This window comes from Metallococcus carri (assembly GCF_011440275.1).
GTDB classification, from domain to species: Bacteria; Actinomycetota; Actinomycetes; order Actinomycetales; family Dermatophilaceae; genus Metallococcus; species Metallococcus carri.
The window spans coordinates 63,120-86,538 of record NZ_JAAOIV010000007.1; the positions used below are offsets into that span (position 1 = coordinate 63,120).

General features: G+C 69.4%; 22 protein-coding genes. 9 read left to right on the forward strand and 13 right to left on the reverse strand.

From position 1 onward, the window contains the following. Positions 1-23 precede the first annotated feature (23 nt). The 5 genes from G9U51_RS10465 to dnaA form a co-directional block, all read right to left on the reverse strand. Positions 24-563, reverse strand: a complete 540-nt coding sequence (locus tag G9U51_RS10465) for a DUF721 domain-containing protein (RefSeq protein WP_328823426.1) — start codon at positions 561-563, stop codon at positions 24-26. Continuing rightward, on the reverse strand, positions 556-1,701 hold the full coding sequence (gene recF / locus G9U51_RS10470) for a DNA replication/repair protein RecF (RefSeq protein WP_166196729.1): 1,146 nt from the start codon (positions 1,699-1,701) through the stop codon (positions 556-558). Before recF ends, G9U51_RS10465 begins: the two co-directional genes overlap by 8 nt. Before the next feature lie 75 nt (positions 1,702-1,776). Further along, positions 1,777-2,688, reverse strand: a complete 912-nt coding sequence (gnd, locus tag G9U51_RS10475; protein ID WP_166196731.1) for a phosphogluconate dehydrogenase (NAD(+)-dependent, decarboxylating) — start codon at positions 2,686-2,688, stop codon at positions 1,777-1,779. A 63-nt stretch (positions 2,689-2,751) separates the two neighbouring features. Next, positions 2,752-3,882 carry a DNA polymerase III subunit beta gene (gene dnaN / locus G9U51_RS10480; protein ID WP_166196734.1) on the reverse strand — a complete coding sequence of 377 codons (1,131 nt, stop codon included), beginning with the start codon at positions 3,880-3,882 and terminating at the stop codon, positions 2,752-2,754. A gap of 626 nt (positions 3,883-4,508) precedes the next feature. Next, positions 4,509-5,969, reverse strand: a complete 1,461-nt coding sequence (gene dnaA / locus G9U51_RS10485; RefSeq protein ID WP_166196736.1) for a chromosomal replication initiator protein DnaA — start codon at positions 5,967-5,969, stop codon at positions 4,509-4,511. Positions 5,970-6,499: 530 nt separating this feature from the next. On the opposite strand from dnaA, the gene rpmH reads away from it, so the two are divergent. The 8 genes from rpmH to G9U51_RS10525 all read left to right on the forward strand — a co-directional run bounded on the left by rpmH (position 6,500) and on the right by G9U51_RS10525 (position 12,074). Further along, a complete protein-coding gene (gene rpmH / locus G9U51_RS10490; protein ID WP_166196738.1) occupies positions 6,500-6,637 on the forward strand; it encodes a 50S ribosomal protein L34 in 138 nt (45 codons plus the stop codon). Between the two features lie 23 nt (positions 6,638-6,660). Further along, entirely contained in the window at positions 6,661-7,026 is a 366-nt protein-coding gene (gene rnpA / locus G9U51_RS10495; RefSeq protein WP_166196740.1) for a ribonuclease P protein component, read from the forward strand. Beyond that, a complete protein-coding gene (gene yidD, locus G9U51_RS10500; RefSeq protein ID WP_166196742.1) occupies positions 7,023-7,298 on the forward strand; it encodes a membrane protein insertion efficiency factor YidD in 276 nt (91 codons plus the stop codon). Before rnpA ends, yidD begins: the two co-directional genes overlap by 4 nt. 13 nt (positions 7,299-7,311) lie before the next feature. Beyond that, positions 7,312-8,340 (forward strand): membrane protein insertase YidC, encoded by a 1,029-nt coding sequence (gene yidC, locus G9U51_RS10505; protein WP_166196744.1) that lies wholly within the window; start codon positions 7,312-7,314, stop codon positions 8,338-8,340. A gap of 55 nt (positions 8,341-8,395) precedes the next feature. After that, positions 8,396-8,920 (forward strand): Jag family protein, encoded by a 525-nt coding sequence (locus tag G9U51_RS10510; RefSeq protein WP_166196746.1) that lies wholly within the window; start codon positions 8,396-8,398, stop codon positions 8,918-8,920. Positions 8,921-8,927: 7 nt separating this feature from the next. Beyond that, a complete protein-coding gene (gene rsmG / locus G9U51_RS10515; protein WP_328823427.1) occupies positions 8,928-9,644 on the forward strand; it encodes a 16S rRNA (guanine(527)-N(7))-methyltransferase RsmG in 717 nt (238 codons plus the stop codon). 308 nt (positions 9,645-9,952) lie between these two features. Further along, on the forward strand, positions 9,953-10,972 hold the full coding sequence (locus tag G9U51_RS10520; RefSeq protein ID WP_166196972.1) for a ParA family protein: 1,020 nt from the start codon (positions 9,953-9,955) through the stop codon (positions 10,970-10,972). Between the two features lie 100 nt (positions 10,973-11,072). Continuing rightward, complete coding sequence (locus G9U51_RS10525; protein WP_166196750.1) at positions 11,073-12,074, forward strand: ParB/RepB/Spo0J family partition protein; 1,002 nt, start codon at positions 11,073-11,075, stop codon at positions 12,072-12,074. Positions 12,075-12,437: 363 nt separating this feature from the next. Here G9U51_RS10525 and trxA read toward each other — a convergent pair whose 3' ends face one another. The 8 genes from trxA to G9U51_RS10565 all read right to left on the reverse strand — a co-directional run bounded on the left by trxA (position 12,438) and on the right by G9U51_RS10565 (position 21,827). Next, a complete protein-coding gene (gene trxA, locus G9U51_RS10530) occupies positions 12,438-12,761 on the reverse strand; it encodes a thioredoxin (protein WP_166196752.1) in 324 nt (107 codons plus the stop codon). A 45-nt stretch (positions 12,762-12,806) separates the two neighbouring features. Beyond that, a complete protein-coding gene (gene trxB / locus G9U51_RS10535; protein WP_171715608.1) occupies positions 12,807-13,796 on the reverse strand; it encodes a thioredoxin-disulfide reductase in 990 nt (329 codons plus the stop codon). A 106-nt stretch (positions 13,797-13,902) separates the two neighbouring features. Next, positions 13,903-14,622, reverse strand: a complete 720-nt coding sequence (locus tag G9U51_RS10540) for a hypothetical protein (RefSeq protein WP_166196757.1) — start codon at positions 14,620-14,622, stop codon at positions 13,903-13,905. 148 nt (positions 14,623-14,770) lie between these two features. After that, positions 14,771-15,319 (reverse strand): RNA polymerase sigma factor SigM, encoded by a 549-nt coding sequence (gene sigM / locus G9U51_RS10545; RefSeq protein WP_166196759.1) that lies wholly within the window; start codon positions 15,317-15,319, stop codon positions 14,771-14,773. Continuing rightward, positions 15,316-17,079 carry a protein kinase family protein gene (locus G9U51_RS10550; RefSeq protein WP_166196761.1) on the reverse strand — a complete coding sequence of 588 codons (1,764 nt, stop codon included), beginning with the start codon at positions 17,077-17,079 and terminating at the stop codon, positions 15,316-15,318. The genes sigM and G9U51_RS10550 overlap by 4 nt, the downstream gene beginning before the upstream one ends. Positions 17,080-17,146: 67 nt before the next feature. Then, positions 17,147-19,012, reverse strand: coding sequence for a murein biosynthesis integral membrane protein MurJ (murJ, locus tag G9U51_RS10555; RefSeq protein WP_166196763.1), 1,866 nt, complete (start codon positions 19,010-19,012; stop codon positions 17,147-17,149). Continuing rightward, a complete protein-coding gene (locus tag G9U51_RS10560; protein WP_166196765.1) occupies positions 19,009-21,336 on the reverse strand; it encodes a DUF6049 family protein in 2,328 nt (775 codons plus the stop codon). The genes murJ and G9U51_RS10560 overlap by 4 nt, the downstream gene beginning before the upstream one ends. A gap of 5 nt (positions 21,337-21,341) precedes the next feature. Beyond that, complete coding sequence (locus tag G9U51_RS10565; protein ID WP_166196767.1) at positions 21,342-21,827, reverse strand: NUDIX hydrolase; 486 nt, start codon at positions 21,825-21,827, stop codon at positions 21,342-21,344. A 79-nt stretch (positions 21,828-21,906) separates the two neighbouring features. On the opposite strand from G9U51_RS10565, the gene G9U51_RS10570 reads away from it, so the two are divergent. After that, positions 21,907-23,367: a CCA tRNA nucleotidyltransferase gene (locus tag G9U51_RS10570; protein ID WP_166196974.1), complete on the forward strand. Its 1,461-nt coding sequence runs from the start codon at positions 21,907-21,909 to the stop codon at positions 23,365-23,367. The last annotated feature ends 52 nt before the right edge of the window (positions 23,368-23,419 follow it).

The window sequence follows — 23,419 nt, forward strand, 5'->3', positions numbered from 1 at the left end:
TGGCTGAGACCGGGATGAGCGGCTCAGCCGTAGGTGTCGCGGGGGCCACGACCGCCCCAGACCTTGCGCGGTCCCTTGCTCCATGACGGTGCGCGCGGCCCGACGATGCGCAACTCGAGCACGACGTCCTTGCCGACGACCTGTTCGATCTGGCCGAGCACGGTGCTGGTCATCAGCGACAGCTGGGTGGCCCACGCGGTCGACTCGGCCTGCACCACGAGCACGCCTTCTTCGAAGGACACCGCCCGCGCGTGCTCGGCCACCTGCGCGCCGACGATCTCCGGCCAGCGCGCGAGCACCGAGCCGGCGGCGACATCGGCGGTCCAGCCGCGGTCGGCGAACAAGCGCTGCACCTGGTCACCGACCAGCCCCGGGTCGCGGGTGTCTTCGCGGGGGCGGCCACCAGTGCGGGGCGTCTTGGCCGAGGTCTTGCGAGGTCGCGCACCGGGCCGCAGACCCTTGTCCCGCGCGGCCTGCCGGGCCCGGGCGACCGCCTCGCGAACCGCCTCCAGCGGATCACGTTCCAGCGGATCCGGCTGCTCGCCAGGGGGCAGCTCACTCACGCGCGGTCACCGAGCCCTTGGTGACGTCATACATCCGTCCCGCGAGCTCGGGCGGCACGTCGGCTGCGACCGCGGCGGTCACGAGCACCTGTTCGGCGTCGGCCACCATCGCCGCGAGGCGCTCGCGGCGGGTGCCGTCGAGTTCGGCGAAGACGTCGTCCAGCACGAGCACCGGGTCAGTGCCCAGGTCGTGCCGCAGCAACTGGAAGGCACCCAGCCGCAAGGCGAGCGCGAACGACCAGGACTCGCCGTGGCTGGCATAACCCTTGGCCGGCAGCTCCCCCAGCCGCAGCGTCACCTCGTCGCGGTGCGGTCCCACGAGCGTCACGCCTCGGTCGAGCTCGCTGCGGCGCTGCTGCTCGAAGGTCTGGTGGATCGCCGCCTGCAGGGCGTCGACCTCGGGCACCTCGCCCGCGGCGAGCGCCTCGGCCATCTGCTCGTGCAACCCGCTGCGATAGGTGAGACCGGCATCCGAGGCTCCCGCGCTGACTTCGTCATACGCCTTGCCGACATAGGGAGCGAGGTCGCGCAACAGCCGTAATCGCGCGTAGATCAGGTGCGCGCCGACGCTTGCCAGATGCTCGTCCCAGACCGGCAGCGTCGCCTCGAGCGCGCCGCGGTCGACACCCTGGCGTCCCGAGCGCAGCAGGGCATTGCGGTTCTTCAGGATCTTGTCGTAGTCGGCGCGTGCCCCGGCCCAGCGCGGTTGCCGTGCCACCAGCAGGTCATCGAGGAAGGTGCGGCGCGCGGCCGGGTCGCCCTTGACCAGCTGCAGATCTTCGGGGGCGAAGAGCACGGTGCGCAGCGTGCCGAGGATCTCCCGCGGGCGCACCGGCCCACCGCGTCCCAGCCGGGCCCGGTTGGCGCGCCCGGGCAGGATCTCCAGCTCGACCTGCTGCTCGCGGCCGTCCCGCACCACCGCCAGGCGGATCGCTGCCTTCTCGGCGCCGGAGCGGACCAGCGGTGCGTCCTGGGCAACGCGGTGCGAGGCGAGCGTCGCGACATACCCGATCGCCTCGACCAGATTGGTCTTGCCCTGTCCGTTCAGCCCGACGAAGGTGCCCACGCCCGGCTCGAGCGCGACCTCCGCGGTCTCATAGGACCGGAAGTCCACCAGGCTGAGATGACGGACATGCACCCAGCGAGTATGCCGGACGTGGGTCGCCCCGAGTGCTTGCCTCGGCTGGGCCGGGCGGGCACGCCGACCCGCGACTCAGTGGTCGGTGACGACGCCCTTCTCGCCCTTCTTGGTCACCGCGTGCCCGCCGAACTCGTTGCGCATCGCGGCGACGGCCTTCATCGCCGGTGAGTCGGTGCCCTGGCGGGAGAAGAAGCGCTGGAACAGCGAGGCCGAGATGACCGGCATGGGCACGCCATACTCGACGGCCTCCTGCACGGTCCAGCGCCCTTCGCCGGAGTCGTTGACGAAGCCCTCGATCTGGGTGAGGCCGGGGTCCTTGTCGAGCGCGGCGGCGACGAGTTCCTGCAGCCAGGAGCGCACGACCGTGCCGCGGGTCCAGGCCTTGAAAGCGGCCGGGACGTCCTTGACGATCTCCTTGGCCTCGAGCAACTCGTAGCCCTCGGCGTAGGCCTGCATCATGCCGTACTCGATGCCGTTGTGGACCATCTTCACGTAGTGGCCGGCGCCGACGTCGCCGGCGTGGCAGAAGCTCTCGTCGCGCGGGCCCTCGGGCCGCAGCGCGTCGAAGACCGGCATCAGCCGCTCGATATTGGCGTTGGAGCCACCGGCCATCAGGGCGTAACCGTTCTCCTTGCCCCACACCCCGCCGGACACGCCGCAGTCGGCGAACTCGATGCCCTTCTCGGCCAGTTCCTTCTCGTGCTTGGCGTCGTCGGTGAACTTGGAGTTGCCGCCGTCGATCACCAGGTCACCCTTGTCGAGCAGGCCGCCGAGTTCGTCGATCACCGACTGGGTCACCTTGCCGGCGGGGACCATCACCCACACATTGCGCGGCGGCTCGAGCTTGCTCACCAACTCCTTGAGGTCCTTCACATCGGACAGCTCGGGGTTGGTGTCATAGCCGATGACGTCGATGCCGGCGGCCTTCATGCGGTCGCGCATGTTGCCGCCCATCTTGCCCAGACCGATCAAACCGAGTTGCATGTCGCACCCTTCGTTGGTGGATGGCGGAAGTCGTCGCTCCGACGCTACTCGCGTCGGTGGAGGTCAGCTGGCGAAGCGGACCGGCATCAGCACGTAGCGGTAGCTGTCGTCGGCCTCACCGTCGGCCTCGGCCTGTCCGGACAGCACCGCCGGACGGCTGGGCTGGGTGAACGACAGTCGCGCGTGCGCGGTGCCGAGTGCACCCAGGCCATCGAGCAGGAACTGCGGGTTGAACGCGATCTCGATGTCCGGGCCGGTGAGCGTCGCCTCGAGCGCTTCGCTGGCCTGGGCGTCGTCGCCCTGGCCCGCCTCGATCGCAAGCTGGCCCTCCGAAAACCGAAGTCGCACAGGCGTATTGCGCTCTGCGACGAGTGACACACGCTTGACTGCCTCGGTCAGGGCGGCGGTGTCGATGATCGCCACGGTGTCGACGCTGGTGGGGAAGATCGAGGTGACCTTGGGGTATTCACCGTCGAGAAGTCGGGTCGTGGTGCGGCGCTGGCCCGCGGCGAAACCGACCAGGCCCTCACCGCCGGCCGCGCTGCCGAGGGCGATGTCGACCGAGCCGGCCGCCCCGAGGGCGCGAGCGGTGTCGGCGAGGGTGCGTGCGGGAACGAGCGCGACATGCTGGGCGTCGCTCTGGCTCGGGTTCCAGGTCAGTTCGCGCATGGCCAACCGGTAGCGGTCGGTGGCCAGCAAGGTGATCTTGTCGCCATCGATCTCGACCCGCACGCCGGTGAGGATCGGCAGGGTGTCACCGCGGTCGGCCGCGATCGACACCTGCGCGACGGCCTGGGTGAACACATCGCCAGCGACCGATCCGGTCGGCTCGGGTGCGGTCGGCAGCGTCGGGTAGTCGGCGGTGGGCATCTGGTGCAGGCTGAACCGGCTCGACCCGCAGGTCACCTCGACCTTGCTGCCCTCCGCCGCGATGGTCACCGGCTTGTTCGGCAGTGAGCGGGAGATGTCACCGAGCAGGCGGCCGAGCACAAGCACGGTGCCTTCCTCGGTCACCTCGGCCGGAACGGTCACCTTGGCCGACACCTCGTAGTCGAACGCGCTGAGCGTCAGCCCCTCGCTGGTCGCCTCCAGCAAGACACCGGCCAGCACCGGCACCGGCGGACGGGGCGACAGGCCGCGAACGGCCCAGGTGACTGCCTCGGCGAGGACATCGCGTTCGACCTGCAGCTTCACGTCACTCTCTTCTTTCCGGCGCGCTGATGTGGGAGCACGAGCATAAGTGTCGGTGGTCCGGCCTACGGTGCCGCACCAGAACTCGGGGCTTCGCCCACTCGCGCGGGAGGAGCCCGCCCCGACCCTAATGCGCACCGGGGTCCGGCGCGAGGGCAGCGGGAAGGTGAGCTTGTGGGCAGTGCGCGGTGCGCGGAGAGGGGTAGGAGAAGGATGTTGGTGGTAGTAGCAGTTGTGAGTTCTGGGGAGAACGACCATTACCGCTGGTCACGGTATGCCGAGGCCGGTGAGTGATGCTGTGGATAAGTAGGGACACGACCGCGGGGGCTGTGGATAGTTCGGCTTGTTCCACAACCGGTCCGGCGGTGGTCGTGGATAACCGGGGCTGTTATCCACAGTTACCGAGTGTTGTACACAGGACGGCTGTGCAGATGCCGCAGCGCAAGGTCGGCTGCCGGGCGCCGAAGACCACAGCGTCGTCCCCACCGTTGTGCACAGAGTTATCCACAGATTGTGGAGAGGAGGTGGATAAACCGCCCGTGTGCTGGGCGAATGTCGAAGCGGCGGTGTGGACGTCGCAGTGGAGAACGCGACGGGGCGAGTGGAGGGCGGTCCGTCGGAGGCGTCGCTCAGGCGCGGCCGAGCTTGTTGGCGGCCTGGCGGATCTGCGACGTCAGATCGGTGATCTGGTCGAACAGGTGCGGCCGGCTGCCCATGAGCTGACGGATCTTGCGGTCGGCATACATGACGGTCGTGTGATCGCGGCCGCCGAACTGCTGGCCGATCTTGGGCAGCGACAAGTCGGTGAGTTCACGACACAGGTACATCGCGATCTGCCGGGCGTTGGCCAGATTGCGCGATCGCGAGGAGCCACACAACTCATCGACGCTGATGTTGAAGTACTCCGCGGTCTTGTCCATGATCAGCGACGCGGTGATCTGACCTGCGGTGTTGCCCACCATCAGGTCGCGGATCACCTGGCTGGCGTTCTCCACGGTGATCTGCTGCTTGGACACCGAGGCGTAGGCCGTGACCCGGATCAGCGCACCTTCCAGCTCCCGGATATTGCTCGGCACCTTGTCGGCGATGAGGGTGAGCACATCATCGGGGATCTGGATCTTGTCCGCCGTCGCCTTCTTGCGCAGGATCGCGATGCGCGTCTCCAGGTCGGGCGGAGTGACATCGGTGGTCAGTCCCCACTCGAACCGCGAGCGCAGCCGGTCCTCCAGCCCGGACAGCTTCTTCGGCGGCTGGTCGGAGGTGAGCACGATCTGCTTCTGGCTGTTGTGGAGTGCGTTGAAGGTGTGGAAGAACTCCTCCTGGGTACCGTCCTTGCCCTGCAAGAACTGCACGTCGTCGATGAGGAGCACATCGACATTGTCGCGATACCGCTTCTGGAAGGACTGGCCCTTCTCGTCGCGGATGCTGTTGATGAAGTCGTTGGTGAACTCCTCGGAGTTCACATAGAGCACCCGCATATTCGGGTAGTAGCTGCGCACGTAGTTGCCGATGGCATGCAGCAGGTGGGTCTTGCCGAGCCCCGAGTCGCCGTAGACCAGCAGCGGGTTGTAGGAGCGAGCCGGTGTCTCGGCCACCGCCTGCGCGGCCGCGCACGCGAACCGGTTGCCGTGTCCCACGACAAAGGTGTCGAAGGTGTAGTCGGGGTTGAGCCGGGCGTCGTCGAGTTGCCGGTCGGTGACCGAGACCCGCGAGATGGTGGCCATCTCCAGCCGGGTCTGTCCGTCCGGCGATTGCTCCTGCGGTTCCACCAGCGCGGGACCGTCGGCCGCGCTGTCCGCCTCGGGCACCGAGCTCAGCGACTCGTCCACGGTGACGGCTAGCCGCACCGACTCACCGACCTGGTCGGCGAGCGCGGCACAGATCGCGTCGTTCAGCTCCCCTTCGATGAAGGTTTTGGTGTGCGCGTAGGGCACCGCGAGCACCGCCGTGCCGCCCACGACGGTGACCAACCGGGTCAGCCGCAAAAACGCGCGGTCACGCGGAGGAATGCCGGAGTCTTCGAGCCCGAGAAGGGTGGCGTGCCAGATCTGCGGCAGGTTGAGCTCGGACTCGGCGGACAGGGCGATCATCTCCTTGGTGCCGGGCGGGCGGCACGCGAACGGGGCGTGCGGCGGGCCGGCTGCGGGGACGACTGGCTCGTCCTCACACCGGGCACTGCCGAAAAGGGCGCTGACCGGGGGTCATGCGCTGACCATCGTAGACGGCAATCCACAGGCTTATCCCCAGGCTGTGGATGACATCGAGAAGGAGCGCGAGCGCCGACGCTAACAAGCGGGCCGAGCCGTGGGCAACCTGAAGCGGCGAACTTTTTCGATTCGCTCGGCGTGTCGCGCGGGCGGCCTGGGGTCAGGGCGGTTCACTGAGAGGTTGACCAGTGTGGCGAGCGGCCGCGCTCGGTTTGACCCCCGTCGCGGCTCGCCCGTAAAGTTTATGGGTAACTCTGCCCGCCGCGATCGGTGACATTCGGTCATCTCAGCGAGACGAGGCGGCGGCGAGGCCAGATCTCGCGTATGCCGTCCGTGTCGTGGTGTCCCGCGACGGCGAGTCCACGACCCTGACCGACCGGGCAGCCCGCCCGGACCATTCGACGGAGACCGACGTGAGCAAGCGTACTTTCCAGCCCAACAACCGCCGCCGGGCCAAGACCCACGGTTTCCGCCTGCGGATGCGCACCCGCGCCGGCCGTTCCATCCTGGCCGCGCGTCGCCGCAAGGGCCGCGAGAAGCTGTCGGCCTGACGCCGATCGGCTGACGCGGGGACATGCTCCCGGTAGCCCACCGATTGCGTGACAGCGCGGACTTCCGCGCGGTCCTGCGCGATCGCGGCACCCGGCGAGCGGCCGGCCCACTGCTGGTGGTCTATGTGCGCCAGGCACGACCCGATGCCGACACTCCGGTGACACCGGTCCGTGTCGGTTTCGTGGTGTCCAAGGCGGTGGGCAATGCGGTCGTCCGGCACCGCACCCAGCGCCGGCTGCGTCACCTGGTCGCGGCCCGACTGGACCGGCTCCCGGCGGGCGCGCGGGTCGTCATACGGGCCAATCCCGCGGCCGCGGAGGCGACCAGCGCCGACCTGGCCGCGGCTCTCGATCGGGCCTTCGACCGCACCCTGGCCGGTGGCCGATGAGCACGGTCAACCGCATCCTTGCCTGGCCGCTGGTCATCCTGGTGCGGCTCTACCAGCGGTTCATCTCCCCGCTCACCCCGCCGACCTGCCGCTTCACCCCCAGCTGTTCGGCGTATGCCGTGACCGCGCTGCAGCGATTCGGACCGATCAAGGGCAGTTGGCTGGCCCTGTGCCGCATCGCCCGCTGCAACCCGTGGAACCCTGGCGGCGTGGACCACGTTCCGTCGAAGGCGGGACAGCCCTCCGAAACCTCCGTGACCTCCGCCTCCTGACCTAAGGATCCTCATGTTGGACACCATCCTCTTCCCGCTCGAATGGTTCGTGGCGGTGGTGATGGTTGGCTTCCACTCGGCGTTCTCCGCCATCGGTATGCCGGAGAAGTCGGGCTGGACCTGGGCGCTGTCCATCGTCGGCCTGGTCATCGTGCTGCGGATCCTGCTGATCCCGCTGTTCGTCAAGCAGATCAAGTCCTCGCGGCGGATGCAGCTGATCCAGCCCGAGCTGCAGAAGATCCAGGCGAAGTACAAGGGCAAGAAGGATCCAGAGTCTCGTCAGAAGATGACGGAAGAGACGATGGAGCTCTACAAGCGCACGGGCACCAACCCGTTTAGCTCCTGTCTGCCGATGCTGTTGCAGGCGCCCTTCTTCTTCGCGCTGTTCCGCGTGCTGTCCCGGTTGCCCGAGATCGGCTCGGGACAGAAGTCGCCGATCGGCCCGCTGTCGGCCCAGCTGGCCGACCAGGCGGAGAAGTCGACGCTGTTCGGCTCGCCGCTGTCGGCGACCTTCATGAACTCCAGCGGTATGTCGACCAAGATCGTCACGCTGGTCCTCATCGTGCTGATGTCGGTGAGCACCTTCACCACCCAGCACCAGCTGATGACCAAGAACATGCCGGCCGCGGCGCTCGACAACCCGATGGCCAAGCAGCAGAAGATCTTGATGTACATCCTGCCGCTGGTCTTCTTCTTCACCGGACCGAACTTCCCGATCGGTGTGCTCATCTACTGGCTGGTGACGAACATCTGGACGATGTGCCAGCAGTTCTACGTCATCCGGCATATGCCGGCGCCGGGCTCGGAGGCCGAGAAGGCGCTGGAGGCCCGCCGGGCCGCGAAGGGCAAGCCGTCGGCCAAGCTGAGCATCCCGGGCCTGACCAAGCCGGAAGCGGAGGCCGCCGATGGTGCCGATTCGGCGGTGGTGGCCACCCAGGGCACGCCGGGCCGGTCCACCGCCGGCGGCTCCCTCGCCGGCAAGGGCAGCGGGCAACGGGTGCAACCGACGAGCAACAAACGCAAGAAGAACCGCAAGCGCTGAGCGCGCGTCCCGACCTGCCCCGTCAGGGGGCCGTTTCTACCGAAAGTGTGCATCGATGACCGACACCACCACCGATCAGGACACGCCCGCCGTCGAGGAGACCGAGACCACCGACGATCTGGTGCGTGAGGGCGAAATCGCTGCCGACTTCCTGGAGTCGTTGCTCGATATCGCCGACCTTGACGGCGACCTGGACGTCGACGTGGACGGCGACCGCGCCGTCGTCTCGATCGTCGACTCCGAGGAGGGTCGCGTGCCGCGGCGCCTGGTGGGTCCGGACGGCAAGGTGCTGGAGGCCTTGCAGGAGCTGGCTCGGCTCGCCGTGCAGGCCGAGACCGGGCAGCGCAGCCGACTGATGCTCGATGTCGCCGGTTTCCGGGCCGAGAAGCGGGCTCAGTTGATCGCCCTGGCCGAGCAGACCGCCGAGACGGTCAAGCAGACCGGTGAGCGGGTGTCGCTGGACCCGATGACCGCCTTCGAGCGCAAGGTCGTCCACGACGCGGTGCTGGCGGCCGGGCTGCGCTCGGAGTCCGAAGGCGTCGAGCCACGGCGATATGTCGTCGTGCTCCCCGCGAACTGAGTTCCACGTGAAACCCGAGGCGCCCGCGGTCGCCTCGCCCGAGCCGCCCGAGTCACCGGAGGCGGCACGGAGCCTGCTCGGCGACCGACTCCCACTCATGCAGCGGTTCGTGGCTCATCTGGCCGACACCGGGACCAGTCACGGGCTGATCGGACCGCGCGAGATTCCGCGGCTGTGGGATCGGCATGTGCTCAACTGCGCGGTGATTGCCGACGGCATTCCCTCCGGCGTTGCCATCGCCGACATTGGCTCCGGCGCCGGCTTGCCCGGCCTGGTGCTCGCCATTGCCCGCCCGGATTTGCGCGTGACCCTGGTGGAGCCGCTGTTGCGTCGGGTCACCTGGCTGGAAACCGTGCGTGCCGACCTCGGCCTGGAGCAGGTCACCGTATGCCGCGCCCGGGCTGAGCAGTTGCACGGGGAGCTCACCGTCGATGTCGTCACCTCACGGGCGGTCGCTCGGCTGGACACGCTGGCGGGGTGGTGTCTGCCGCTGCTGCCGGCAGGAGGGCACATGCTGGCGATGAAAGGGTCGTCGGCGGCCGATGAGGTTGCGGAGGCGAGCGATACGATCGCGGCCTTGGGCGGTGCGACCCCGCAGGTGCGCGAATGCGGCGTCGGGGTGGTCGAGCCACCGACCGTGGTCGTGGACATTCTGCGCGAGCGTCGCGTTGACCCACGCCCGGCCGCCCGCCGCGCCCGTCGATCACGAAAGGCCCGTCGATGACCTCCGCCACCGGATGGATCGCACCTGCCCCGCGCACCCAGGCCTCGCCGAAGCCGGTGGGCTGGCAGGAGCCGGTCGTCACCGCGGATGTGCGGCAGGTGCCTGCCCCGGCTGCCCGACCGGTTGTGCTGGCGGATGGCGTGGCGGCGGAATCCGCCGCGGTGGACGCTCCGGACGCCAGCGCCGCAGCCGCGGGTTCGGCTGCCGACGACCCAGGGGGCGAACCAGCGGGCGAGGCTCGCACCGAACAGGCATCGGTCGGAGGCTCCACGGCGGTACCCCCCAATCGACCCTGGGTGGATGTGTTGATGCCCTCGCGCACCGATCCGAACACTGAGCGCATCGACCCACAACCGGACGAGCAGCCCGGTCGGCCGGTGACCGAGCGGCCGTCGGTCATGGCCGAGCCGGACCCCGCGGCTGCGGCGGACGCGGCCGGACAGGTCACCGTTTCACGGGAAACCGATGCGCCCTTGGCCCGTCAGCTGCGGGATCAGGCCGAGCGCCGCCGCGTCGTCGCAGCCACCGAGGTGTCCCGGCCTGACCGGCCCCGGGTGCTCACCGTCGCGAACCAGAAGGGCGGGGTCGGCAAGACGACGACCACGGTGAACATCGCGGCAGCGCTCGCGGCGAAAGGCCTGCGCGTGCTCGTCGTGGACATCGATCCGCAGGGCAACGCCAGCACGGCACTCGGCATACCTCATCACGCAGAGGTACCCAGCATCTATGACGTGCTGGTCGAGGACCGATCGCTCGACAGCGTGCTGCAGGAATGTCCCGACGTGCCGGGCCTGTGGTGCGCGCCGGCGACCATCGACCTGGCCGGCGCCGAGATCGAGCTGGTCTCGCTCGTGGCGCGCGAGAGCCGGCTGGCGCGCGCGGTGCAGCAGCTGATGTCCGACCGGGCCGGCGAGGACCGTTTCGACTACGTGCTCATCGATTGCCCGCCGAGCCTCGGCCTGCTCACAGTCAACGCATTCGTCGCGGCGACCGAGGTCTTCATCCCGATCCAGTGCGAGTACTACGCGCTTGAGGGCCTGTCGCAATTGCTGCGCAATGTCGACCTGATCCGCAAGCATCTCAACCCGGCGCTCAGCGTCTCGACGATCCTGCTCACGATGTATGACGCCCGCACTCGGCTGTCCGCGCAGGTCGCCGACGAGGTGCGTTCGCACTTCCCCGACCAGGTGTTGAAGGCGCGGATCCCCCGGTCGGTGCGGATCTCGGAGGCGCCCAGTCACGCACAGACCGTGATGACCTATGACCCCACCTCTAGTGGTGCGCTCTCCTATCTCGAGGCGGCCACCGAACTAGCCCGCCGCGCCTGACCAGCCCCTTTTCCCGGCGCAGCGGCCCCGTCGACCTGGTGTGCGCCATGCCGACAGCCGGTCACGAGGCACCAGTCCGGCGTCGATAGGCTGAGCGATTATGAGCGACAAGCGGCGCGGTCTCGGACGCGGTCTCGGTGCCCTGATCCCCACGACGGCCGAAGGAGCGCCGGCGACGGCGCGTCCCTCGGACGTCTTCTTCCCCGGCGCATCGCGCACCGCTGGCGAAGGTTTCACGGGAAACGCTTCCGCCGCCGAGGACGCGCGGCCGGCCGAATCGACCGGTGAGCTGCAGGCCGTCCCGGGTGCGGCCTTCGCCGAAATCCCGGTCGAGCAGATCCGGCCCAACCCGCGTCAGCCGCGCACGGTGTTCGACGAGGACGACCTTGCCGAGCTCACCCACAGCATTCGCGAGATCGGCGTGCTGCAGCCGGTGGTCGTGCGGCCGTTGCCGGATGCCGACGGTGAGGCGCGCTACGAGCTCATCATGGGTGAGCGGCGGTTGCGTGCCAGCAAGGCCGCCGAGCGGGACACCATCCCGGCGATTGTCCGCAGCACCTCCGACGATGACCTGCTGCGTGATGCGTTGCTGGAGAATCTGCACCGTTCGCAGCTGAACCCGTTGGAAGAAGCGGCGGCATACCGGCAGCTGCTGGATGACTTCGACTGCACGCATGAGGAGCTCGCCACGCGGATCGGCCGGTCCCGACCGCAGATCAGCAACATGCTGCGACTGCTGAAGCTCCCGCCCCTGGTGGCGCGCCGCGTCGCGGCGGGTGTGCTGTCCGCCGGGCACGCGCGCGCGTTGCTGGGGCTGCCGGATGCCGCAGCCCAGGAGCGGCTCGCCCAGCGGATCGTGGCCGAGGGCCTGTCGGTGCGGACCACCGAGGAGATCGTCAGCCTCGGCGAGAAGGAGAAGCCACAGCGGCACAGCGCCCCTCGCGAGCGGTCCGAGGAACTCGACGACCTCGGCGCGCGACTGTCGGATCGGCTGGACACCCGGGTGAATGTCTCCCAGGGGCGCTCGAAGGGCAAGGTCGTCATTGAGTATGCCGGCGCCGATGACCTGCACCGGATCCTGGACGTCCTCGGCCTGAGCTGAGCAGGACGGGCCGTCTCGAGGTGAAATCCGTTGGGGCGCAACGGGTTTCGATGCGGCTCCCTTCGAGGCGGCTCCTTTCGATACGCGCTCCTACCTCGCGCCACTCAGGACATCGCCTTCGTCGCCTTCCTCAGGACAACGCTCAACCGGCGGTGTGGTTTCGACTCGCTCCGCCCTTCGACTCGCTGCGCTCGCTCAGGACAACGCTCGCTCAACCAGCGGTGGGGTTTCGACGCGGGTCGTCGCTCGCTCCTCCCCTTGCTCAACCACGAAAGGGCATGTCCCAACCGGCGGTGGGTTTCGACGGGATGCAGAAGGCCCCGGCTTCCGCCAGAGGATGCCGGGGCCTTGGTGCGCTGATGCTCAGGCGAGGTAGTCCTGCAGTTCGCGGACCAGCTTGGGCTTGGGCAGTGCGCCGACGAGGGTCTTGACGACCTCACCGTTGACATACACGTTGAGCGTCGGGATGCCGGTGATGCCGTACTTCGCCGAGGTCATCGGGTTCTCGTCGGTGTTGAGCTTGATGACCTCGATCCCGTCATACTGCTGGGCGATCTCGTCCAGGATCGGCGCGACGGCCTTGCACGGGCCACACCAGGGCGCCCAGAAGTCGACCAGCACGGGCTTGTCGTTCTTCAGCACGTCCTGCTCGAAGGTCGCGTCGGTGGTCTGCTTGGTGGCACCCATGAAAGTGTGTCCTCTCCTAATGGTTTGTCGCTGAAAACCGTTGTGTCACAAGGTAATCGGCTGGAATTCGGTCAGGTCTTGATCGGCTGGAATGTGGGCGAGGTAGCGCTCCGCGTCGAGGCTGGCCGCGCAACCTGAGCCTGCCGCGGTGATCGCCTGGCGGTAGGTGTGGTCGACCAGGTCACCGCAGGCGAACACGCCCGGCAGGTTGGTCGCGGTCGTCCGGCCCTGCACGAGGACGTATCCCTCGGCGTCAGTCTCCACCTGACCAAGGACAAGCTCATTGCGCGGCTCGTGTCCGATCGCGATGAAGACACCGGTCACCTCAAGCGGGCGCTCCGCACCGGTCTGGGTGTCACGCAGCGTGATGCCGCTGATCTTGCCCTCGCCGTGCAGCCCGACGACCTCGCTGTTCCACGCGAAACGGATCTTGTCGTTGCGGTGGGCCCGCTCGGCCATGATCTTGGAAGCACGCAATTCGTCCCGGCGGTGCACGAGGGTCACCGACTTGGCGAACCGGGTGAGGAAGGTCGCCTCCTCGATGGCCGAGTCGCCGCCGCCGACGACGGCGATGTCCTGGTCGCGGAAGAACGCACCATCGCAGGTCGCGCACCACGAGACGCCGTGACCGGACAGTCGCTTCTCGTCCGGCAGGCCGAGTTCACGGTATGCCGACCCCATCGCCAGGATGACCGCCCGCGCCTTGTGCACGCGGCCCTCACCATCGGTGACCAGCTTGATGTCCCCCGTGAGATCCACGGCGGTCACGTCATCACGCTCCAGCGTCGCGCCGAAGCGCTCGGCCTGAGCGCGCATCTGCTCCATCAGGTCCGGGCCCATGATGCCCTCGGCGAAGCCGGGGAAATTCTCCACCTCGGTGGTGTTCATCAGCGCGCCGCCAGCGGTCACCGACCCCTCGAAAACAAGCGGGGCGAGGTTGGCCCGGGCGGCATACACCGCCGCGGTGTATCCGGCCGGGCCGGATCCGATGATGATGAGCTGACGAACGTCGTCATCGGTGGCGGAGTTGCTCACAGTTCTCCTCGGGAAGGCTCTCGGACCTGATCTCAGCGGGTCTTCCCGCACAACCGATCGTAAGGCCCGGATGTTCCCGCGCTGCCCAGCACCCGGCGACCGCGGCTCAGGTCGTGACCGAGGTCGGACCGGCGAGCGGCTTCTGCGAGCTCTTGCAGTCGCGCGAGACCGCCCACGCGGTGGACTTGCCGTCGCGATCCACCACGATCACCAGGGCCGGCTGGTTCTCGAACTTGGCGATGTCGATCGTCACCTTGTCCGGCTTGTTGAGCATGTCGGCACCAATGGAGGACGCGCACGACATCGCGCCGGCGGGCGTGGCGATGGACCCAAGCTGCTTGACCTTGTCCGCATCGAGCGTGCCCGACGAGTTGCTCTTCAGCAGCGCGGCGGCCTGGGTGCCGAGCGAGGTGCGGGTGTAGTTGGCGCCGGTGTTCTGCACGAACACCTTGCCCTGCAGGTCGGCCGGCAGCGAGGACTGGCCGGCGTTGGTCGCGGGAGTCGAGCTCTGCGAGGCCTGGTAACCCAGCACCGCGACTGCGCCGATGGCCGCGGCGGCGCCGAGGCCCCCGACGACGCGCAGCGTGCGGTTCGAGCGACGCTGGGGTGTCGAGTCACGGTGGTGGATCGCGGCCGACCGGTGCTCGCTCAGTGACGCCACACCACTGGCGGCAGCGTCGCGCTCGGCGCGCAGGGAGGCGGTGATCCGGTCGGCGAGCGCGGCCGGCATCGGTCCGGGATCGGGCTGAGCACGCAACAAGGCGCCGATGCCGGTGGGGTCCTCTTCGAACTCCCGGTCGACATCGCGCGGCGTTGGTGTGTTCACAGCGTTCCTCCCGTCGGTGCAGGCGAGATGACGCCCCGGTGGGGACGCCGGTGCCTGCTCATCACGGATGTCAATGAGCCGCTCTCCAGGCCTGTCAGGACTACGACGCGGTCACGGTTGCATGGGTTCCGAAGAATTTTCCGAGTGCTCACCGGTAGCCCTCGCCGTGCTTGTCGCGCAGGAGTTCGGCCAGGGCGGCCCGGCCGCGGGCGCACCGGGACTTGATCGTCCCTTCGGCGACCTCCAGCGTGGTGGCGGCCTCGGCGACCGACAGACCTTCCATGTCGACCAGCGTGAGCGCCAGTCGCTGAGCCTTGGGGATCTTGCTGAGAGCTTCCTGCACGTCCAGCCGGACCACGGTGCTGGCGTGGTGGTCGTGCCGGTCAGCCAGGTCGTATTCGGGCAGCTCGGAGGTCGGTCGCACGCGGCGCAGCCGGTCCAGGCAGGCGTTGACGACGATTCGGTGCAGCCAGGTGGTGACCTGGGCGTCCCCGCGGTATGACGCGGCGCGGCGGAAGGCGGAGATGAAGCCGTCCTGCACCGCGTCGGCGGCCAGCTCGGGGTCATTGCAGGTGCGCAGCGCCACCGCCCACATGCGGTCCTTGTGCCGCCGGAAGAGTTCTCCGAAGGCATCGGGGTCGCCGGCGACATGCGCCGCCATCAGGGCGCGGTCGTCGCGTGGATCGACCTGCGTCATGAGAGGACCTCGACCTCGGCGATTTTCTCGCGGTAGCCACCGATATTGCCCTTGCTGAGCGCGGTGATCCACAGCACGACATAGCGGCCGGTGGCTTCCTTGGTGCCGGTGACGGTCTGTTCGCCCGACCCATTGGTCACGGTGCCGAACGGCGTGGTGCCCTTGTCCTTGGGGTCGTCGGTGACGAAGACCTGGATCGTGGACGGGTTGCTCGTGATGGTGATCTTCACCGACCCGACCTGCTGGGACTTGCCGAGATCGAGCACCAGCCCGCTGCCGGACTTCAGCCCGCTGTACTGCGCGGTGCGGTAGATCCGGGTCATCCACTCGGTCGAGGGATTGCCGTCGGTGACGTTCTTGACCAGCTCGGGGTGCTCGGTGCCATTGCCCTCGGGGTCGAAGACGTCCACCGAGGAGACCGCGATCTTGTTGCCCCGCGGCACCGAGGGGCTGGAGCTCGTCGTCGCCGAGGTCGGCGCGCCGGTCGTGGTCGCGCTGCTCGTGGCGCCGCCCTGCGGCTCGTCCGAGGATTTGCCGCTGAACAGCCCCTTCACCCCGACCACGCCGAAGATCAGCGCGGTGACCAGGAACGCAGCGACGATCGCCAGGGCGATCTTGCTGGAGGACTGGTCCGGGTCGTCCGAGCCGGACTGCAACAGCGGCATCGGCGGGTCGAGCCGGCCGTCGTCATCGTCCTCATAGCCGTCGCGACCGCGGTATGCCGTGGCGTCGAAGGTTCCCGTGTCGTCCTCGTCGTAGCCGGCGGGCCGACCGACCATCGTCGGGTCGCTGTCGGTGCTGACCGACCGCTCGGTCGGCGCCGACGTGTCGGTGCCGCGGCCGGCCGCACCGGCGCGGGCGGCGCCGGCTGCACCCGCGGCGGCGAGGCCGGCAGCCCCGGCTCCCGCAGCGGCTGCCGGGGCGACATACCGATGAGAACCCCGCGGCGCGGCGCCGGAGAGGTGGCGCTGCGGACCGCTCGGGTCGCGCTCGGTCACCTGGTCCGGCGACCACGGGGCGAGCTGACGCGCCAGCTCACCAGGCGTGCGCGGGCCTTCGTCGTCGTTGAGCACCGCGGAGCACAGCGTGTCCAGGTCACCGGGGACGTCGGGCACGAGCTCCTTGGCCGGCGGGAGCATGCCGTCGACCCGCCGGTCCTGCGAGGGCAGCCCACGCACCGGCTTCTCCCCCGGCCAGCGGCCGGTGAGCGCGGCATACAGGCATTCCGCGAGCGCCACGGTGTCGTCGCGGGAGGCGACATCGCCGGGACGGTCGTCCTCGCCGGAGAGCGCCGCGAGGGTGGCGACGCCGAGGACGGACACCGAGCCGTCCCGCGAGCGGACCAGCTCGTGCGGGGTCAGGGCGCCATGGTGCAGCCCGCGACCGGCAGCCGTGTGCAGACCGCTGGCGGCCTCGCCGATGATCCGCCGGGCTTCCTCGGGCGGCAGCGGGTCGAACTGCAGCATCGAGGCGAGCGACTCCGCGCCGTGCAGCGCCTCGGTGATCACATATGACGTGTCGTCTTCGGTGCCGACGTCGAGCACGCGCGGCAGATGCCGGTCCTCGACCGCCGCGGCGCGGCGTGCCGAATCCAGCGTGGCGGCGGCGTTGTCCGAAGTGCGCGGGAAGAGGGTCGCGATGACCTCGCGGTCGAGGGTGCGGTCCGTGGCCACCCACGTCTCGCTGGCTTCGCTCGTGGCTAGCGCGCGGTCCAGCGCGTATCGGCCGGCCAGCGTCGAGCCCGCGGCGATGCCCTGCACGTGATCTCCCTCGTGGTGGGTGGGCGCCGGCTTTCAGGGTGTCCGGCGGTGTGGTCTGGCATGCATCCTAGGTGGCGCGGCGGGATAACCCCGGGACCCGGGAGGTGAGCGGCCGCAACAGCTGGTCGATCTCGCTCACCCGCATCCGGCGGGCGAGCACGACATACACCCCGAGGAAGAGCGCGCCGCCGATGACGACGGTGAGCACATTGGTGAGCCGGGCATAAGGGTCGAGCACGGCTTCGATGCCGAACCGGGCGAGGGCCGCGGCGAGTGCGCCGGCGGTCGCTGCGATGGCCAGGCGGACGTAGGTGCGAGCGACACCGGTGAGGGTGAACCTCCCGACCGAGCGCTGCAGCCAGACGACCCCGACAACGGCCTGAGCGACATAACTGAGGGATTGCGCGGCCGCGACGCCCGGGCCGACGAAGCGGTCGGGCAGGGTCAGGGCGACCATGGTGAAGGCGATCGCGACCACGGTGCAGATGACCTGCATCCAAAACGGCGTGCGGGCGTCCTCGTAGGCGTAGAACACCCGCTGCACGAGCACGCAGACGGTGAACGGCACGATGCCGATCATCATCGCGATCGTGGGATAACCGACGATCGTGCCGTCGCCACCCAGATAGGCGCGGGTGACCGGCACGGCGAGCACGAGACAACCGATCGTCACCGCCACGGTGGACAGACCGGACAGCCGCAAACCGGTGGTGATGTCGTCGAGCACCTGGCCAGTGCGCCGCTCGTGGGCCGCCTTGGACATCCGGGTGTAGAGCGCGGTCACCAGGCTGAGCGTCACCAGCGAGTGCGGCAGCATGAACAACAAGAAGGCGATCGAGTTGGCGAAGCTGCCGCTGTTGCCGGGCGGGACACTGTTGAGCACATTGGTCGAGACCGTCACTCCCACCTGCTGCACGACCACCGCGGCGAAGGCCCAGATGGCGATGGTCGAGGCGGTGCGCAGGCCGACGCCGCGGAAGGTGAAATCCGGGGTGAAGGTGTAACCGGCACGGCGCAGTGGGATGACGAGCACCAGCGCTTGGGCGGCGATGCCCAAGGTGGTGAACCCGGCAAGCGCGACGATATTGCCGGTGGTCCAATTGCTCGCGGTGGCCAGGTCGCCGCGGTGGGTGGTCATCAGCAGCCACGCCACGCCGATGATCGACACCACATTCGCCAGCGCGGGCGACCACATGAACGCCCCGAACCGGCTGCGCGAGTTCAGGACCTCGCCGAGCAGCGTGTAGACGCCGTAGAAGAAGATCTGCGGCAGGCAGATGAAGGCGAAGGTGACGCCGAGGCTGAAGGGCAGCCGGCCGCTCGTGTCCATCAGCCGGAAGACGAGCGGCGACGCCGCGGTGAACAGCACCGTGATGGCGAGCAGGATGGTCATCGACAGCGTGAGCAACCGGTCGGTGTAGCGCTTGCCGCCGTCGCCGTGGCTGAGCGCCCGGGTGAGCTGCGGCACCAGCACGGCGTTGAGGACACCGCCCGCCAACAGGATGTAGATCATGTTGGGCAAGGTGTTGGCGGTGTTCCACGCGTCCGCGGTCTTGGTCGCATCGCCGATCGCCGCGGCCACCAGACCGGTGCGCAGGAAGCCCAGCAGCCGGGAGGTCAGGGTGCCGGCGGCCATGATCGCGCTGGACCGCAGGATGCCACCGCGGCCACCCGTGTCGGCCGCCTCCGCCGCAGGTCCGGTCTCGCCGGCCAGCGCGGCGTCCGGTGACGCGGTCACCGGCGAAGGATGGCCGTCGCCGGCGCTGCGCCAAGCTGTGCCGAGGCTGGGCCGGTTCGCGGCGGCGTCCGCCCCGATCCACTCGGCATACTGCTGCCCGAGCGAGCCCGGCATCTCCGGCAAAGCCGGGTGGTATGGCGAGGCCGCCTGGTACAGCGAACCCAGGGACGAACCGGGAGCGTCGGGTGGCGTCATTCCTCGTCCGGTGGTCTCGGGGTCAGGTCGTCGGTGGGGGCGCGCTGCGGGTCGGCGTCGATGACCGCTTCGGCCGGGGTGGCGAGCGGGCCACCCGGGGTGACCGGCGAGGTCGGCCGGCCCCGGCGGATGCTGCGCAGCGTGCCGACCAGCAACACCAGCCCGGCCACGATACCGAGGACGACATAGATCCACGACGACGGCGGACGCACGTTGATGCTCAACTGCGTCGGCGAGGTCGGATCGGGGCCGAGCAGCGTGCCGTCGGGGGTCGTGAGGACCGCGTCGACCAACACTTCACCGGGAGCGACCGCGACCACAGTCGTGCGCACGCTGGTGCGGGAGGTGGCGCCGACCTGCGCCGGCAGGGTCGGCTGCTCCGGGATGCGCAGCAGGTATTTGCGCGGCTGGAGGGTGAGGCGCAGATCGTGCACGGGGCGCGACAGCCCGTTGACGACCGTGACCGACAGCTTGCCGGAGTCGGCGAGCAGGTTGACGCTGGACGGGTTGACGGTGACCTTGGCCAGGATGTTCGCGAGCGCGGTGCCGTCGGCGGACAACACCTGGCGCAGGCCGGTGGCATTGCCGCGCCAGCGCACCGAGCCGATCTCGTCCAGCGCGCGACCCCGGTCGGCGGCGATCCCGCTGGAGTCGACCGCGATCGAGGTGACCGCGTCCAGCCGGCGCCGGAACTCCGCCAGCTGACGCAGGTCGTCGCGGCCGACGGGCACCGGCGGCGGGGCGGGGATGCTGGGGGCGGCCGGGGTGGAGAGGAGCCGGGCGGCGGGTGCCTTGGCCTGCGCGGTCAGCGACTGGGTCGCTGTGGCGGTGCTGAGCCAGGGCGCGGTGCGGATCGCGGCGACGACGGCCGAGAGCGACTGAGGGTCGGAGATTGCGGTGCGCGGCACGACCAGCGCTGCGCTGCGGGTGTCGCCGGGCCGCTGCTGGTAAAGGGCGAGCAGCTCCGCCTGCAGGCGGCGCACCCGCACACCGGGGTCGACGCTCGCATCGGCGAGCAGGCTGCTCAGCCGGTCGTCATACAGCAGGACGCCCGCGGTGCCAGTCAGGCGGCGCACGTCGGTGCCGAGCACCCCGCTGGCGTCGACCGCGCGCGTCGGCAGCAGCAACGACGCGGCCGAGCCGCGGGCCGCCTGCCACAGGCGCAACATCGCCCCCGTGGCGCTCGCGGACTGGTCGGCGGCCGGCCAGGCGACCGTGGTGGTGCTGACCTGGGCGAGCCGTTGCGGCAGGCCCCGGCCGAGCATGCGCTGCAGGATCTGGTTGGCCCGCAGGCTGCCGAGACCGGTGAGGTCGGGGTCGCCATACGGCGTCCACCACACCGGGACGCGACTGTCCTGCAGCTGCCGCAGCAGGGTGTCGGCGAGCGCGGTGACCGGATCGGTCGTGGTCGGTGTGGTGGTGCTGCTGCTGGAGGAACTCGTCGGCCCGCTGCTGGTCGGTGAGTCCGTGCCGGAGGCGGTGCTCGTCGGCGACGGCGTCTGGGTCGGGGTGGACGTCGGGGTGGACGTCGCCGACGGCGAGGTGGAGGACGACGGCGCTGCGGTGGCGGTGGGCGGTTCGCCCTGGGTCGGGGTGGACAGCGGTGGCAGGTCGGGGTCGGCCGCGACCGGCGGGTCGACGATCGAGGGATCGACGACGAAGGTCACCGGGTCACCCTGGAAGGCCGCGACCGTGCGGGCGATCGCGGAGTTCGGGCCGATCGCCTTGGTCCACGCGGCGGTGCGGGCCGCTCCGGCCGGACCGAATAGCGCCGGGTCGGCCGGCAGCGTCAACGGCACGATCACCGTGGTGCCGATCGGCGTGGTGGCGCTCTGCGTGCCCCACTCCAAGGTGGTGCGGGTCGACTGCAGGGTCGAGGTGCTGGTCACCGCGCTGCCTTCGGTGACGGTGATCGTCATCGGCAGCGACGCATAGGTATAGGAGTAGCCGAGCTTGTCCGCGGCGATGGTGGCGGTGAACCGCACCGTCTGACCCGGGGCGAGATTCCCCACCGTCGTGGTCGCCACCTCCTGCTGGGCCATCCGGCGACTGCCGTCCGACCAGGACGAGACGCCGTATGGCGTGTCGAGCAGGCTTCCCCCGAGCGCGACGTGGACGACGACCTGGTCCAGCGGTCCTCCGGTGGTGTTGGTCACCGTGCCGCCCACCGTGGTCGGCGAGTTCTTGCTGGCCAGCTCACCCGCCGGGTCCAGGTGCAGCGCGACGGTCGGGGCGTCGGCATACACCGGGGGTGCGAAACCGACGAGACCGAGCAGGGTGAGGAGGGCGACCCAGACGGCCGTCGCGCGACGCAGGCGGGACACGGAGCTCAGGCGGGCCCGGACAGGTGCTGCCAGGCCGCATGCGCGATGCGGCGCTCGTTGGCGAAGGTCAGGCGCTGGTCGACCTCGTCCAGCCGGAACCAAGCGGCCTCGACCGCCTCGTGGTCCGGGTCGTTCTCGATGGTGATCTCGCCGCCGAGCGCTTCGAGCAGATAGTGATGCACCCGCTTGTGGATCCGGAAGCGCGGCGTGGAGAACCAATAGTCGATCGTGCCGAGGGTGACGAGCGCTCGACCGCTGATGCCGGTCTCCTCGGCGACCTCGCGCACCGCGGTCTCGACCAGGGTTTCACCGGGCTCGACATGGCCCTTGGGCAGACACCACTCCAGCCGGCCGGCGCGGTTGTAGCGCGCGATCAGCGCGAGCCAGGCGAAACCGCCGCGCACGTCGATGATCACCCCACCTGCAGAGATCTCCTCCAGCGAAGGCAGCCGCCGGGTGGGGCGGTGCGCTCGAGGAACCTGCAGGGTCATTCCGTCACTGTAGCCAGCGGAACGCCCGATCGCAGCCTCCCCGTAGGCTTGTCCGGTGCCTGCCCCCGACGACGCGACCATGCGTGACCTGCAACGACGGGCCGTCGCCAGGCTCGCCCCGCACCTGGAGCTGCTGACCGAGCTGGGCCGGGTGTTCACCGCTGCCGGGCACGAGCTCGCCCTGGTCGGCGGCCCGGTGCGCGATGCCTTCCTCGGCCGGCGGACCTCCGACCTCGACCTGACCACCTCGGCCTCGCCGGAGCAGACCGAGGCACTCGTGCGCCCCTGGGGTGAAGCGGTGTGGGATATCGGTCGCGCCTTCGGCACGATCGGGGTGCTCAAGGACGGTGACAAGGTCGAGATCACCACCTACCGCGCCGACGCCTACGACGGGCAGACCCGCAAGCCGGTCGTCGCCTTCGGCTCCTCGCTCACCGAAGATCTCGTCCGCCGCGACTTCACCGTCAATGCGATGGCGCTGCGGCTGCCGGATCTGGAGTTCGTCGACCCGTATGACGGCCTGCGCGCCCTCGCCGAACGCACGCTCGACACCCCGACCGCACCCGAGGTGTCCTTCGCCGACGACCCCTTGCGAATGCTGCGGGCGGCCCGGTTCACCGCGCAGCTGGACTTCCGGGTCGCGCCCCGGGTGGAGACGGCGATGCGCGAGCGCGCCTCGACCATCGAGATCGTGTCGGCCGAGCGGATCCGCGACGAGCTGAGCAAGCTCGTGCTGGCCGACAACCCGCGGCCGGGTCTGGCGCTGCTGGTCGACACCGGCCTGGCCGAGCTGGTGCTGCCCGAGCTGCCCGCCCTGCAGCTGGAGATCGACGAGCACCACCGGCACAAGGACGTCTACCAGCACTCGCTCACCGTGCTCGAGCAGGCGATGGCACTCGAGGGCCCGCGGTCGGTGCCCGGGGTCGAGACGGTCGAACCGGTGCCCGGCCCCGACCTGGTGTTGCGGTTGGCTGCGCTGCTGCACGACATCGGCAAGCCGGCGACCCGGCGGTTCGAATCCGGTGGCGGCGTGTCCTTCCACCACCACGAGGTGGTCGGCGCCAAGCTGGCCCGCAAACGACTGCGCGCCCTGCGGTTCGACAAGGACACGATCCGCGATGTCTGCCGGCTGATCGAGTTGCACCTGCGCTTCCACGGGTATGGCGAGGGCCAGTGGACCGACTCCGCGGTCCGCCGCTATATCACCGACGCGGGGCCCTTGCTGTCGCGATTGCACCTGTTGACTCGCTCGGACTCCACCACCCGCAATCGTCGCAAGGCGGCCCGGCTCGCCTCGACCTATGACGAGTTGGAGGCGCGGATCGAGAAGCTGCAGGCCGCCGAGGAGCTGGGCAAGGTGCGGCCGGAACTCGACGGCAATCGGATCGGCGAGATCCTCGGCATACCTCCGGGTCCGGTGCTCGGCCGGGCCTATCAGCACCTGCTGGCCTTCCGGCTCGATCAGGGCCCGGTCGGCGAGGACGCGGCGCGGGAGGAATTGCTGCGCTGGTGGGCCGAGCAGCCCGAATCCGGTCAGTAGCTCACTCGCCTGCCCCCGGCCCACTTGCATGCCTGCGGTCGACTCGCATGCG

Coding starts and splice junctions, on each gene's coding strand:
- G9U51_RS10510 (WP_166196746.1), top strand. CDS start 8,396: ATGACCGACACCACCACCGATCAGGACACGCCCGCCGTCGAGGAGACC.
- yidD (WP_166196742.1), top strand. CDS start 7,023: ATGAGCACGGTCAACCGCATCCTTGCCTGGCCGCTGGTCATCCTGGTG.
- sigM (WP_166196759.1), bottom strand. CDS start 15,319: ATGACGCAGGTCGATCCACGCGACGACCGCGCCCTGATGGCGGCGCAT.
- yidC (WP_166196744.1), top strand. CDS start 7,312: ATGTTGGACACCATCCTCTTCCCGCTCGAATGGTTCGTGGCGGTGGTG.
- G9U51_RS10565 (WP_166196767.1), bottom strand. CDS start 21,827: ATGACCCTGCAGGTTCCTCGAGCGCACCGCCCCACCCGGCGGCTGCCT.
- trxA (WP_166196752.1), bottom strand. CDS start 12,761: ATGGGTGCCACCAAGCAGACCACCGACGCGACCTTCGAGCAGGACGTG.
- G9U51_RS10570 (WP_166196974.1), top strand. CDS start 21,907: ATGCGTGACCTGCAACGACGGGCCGTCGCCAGGCTCGCCCCGCACCTG.
- rnpA (WP_166196740.1), top strand. CDS start 6,661: ATGCTCCCGGTAGCCCACCGATTGCGTGACAGCGCGGACTTCCGCGCG.
- G9U51_RS10525 (WP_166196750.1), top strand. CDS start 11,073: ATGAGCGACAAGCGGCGCGGTCTCGGACGCGGTCTCGGTGCCCTGATC.
- murJ (WP_166196763.1), bottom strand. CDS start 19,012: ATGACGCCACCCGACGCTCCCGGTTCGTCCCTGGGTTCGCTGTACCAG.
- G9U51_RS10520 (WP_166196972.1), top strand. CDS start 9,953: ATGCCCTCGCGCACCGATCCGAACACTGAGCGCATCGACCCACAACCG.
- gnd (WP_166196731.1), bottom strand. CDS start 2,688: ATGCAACTCGGTTTGATCGGTCTGGGCAAGATGGGCGGCAACATGCGC.
- dnaA (WP_166196736.1), bottom strand. CDS start 5,969: ATGATCGCCCTGTCCGCCGAGTCCGAGCTCAACCTGCCGCAGATCTGG.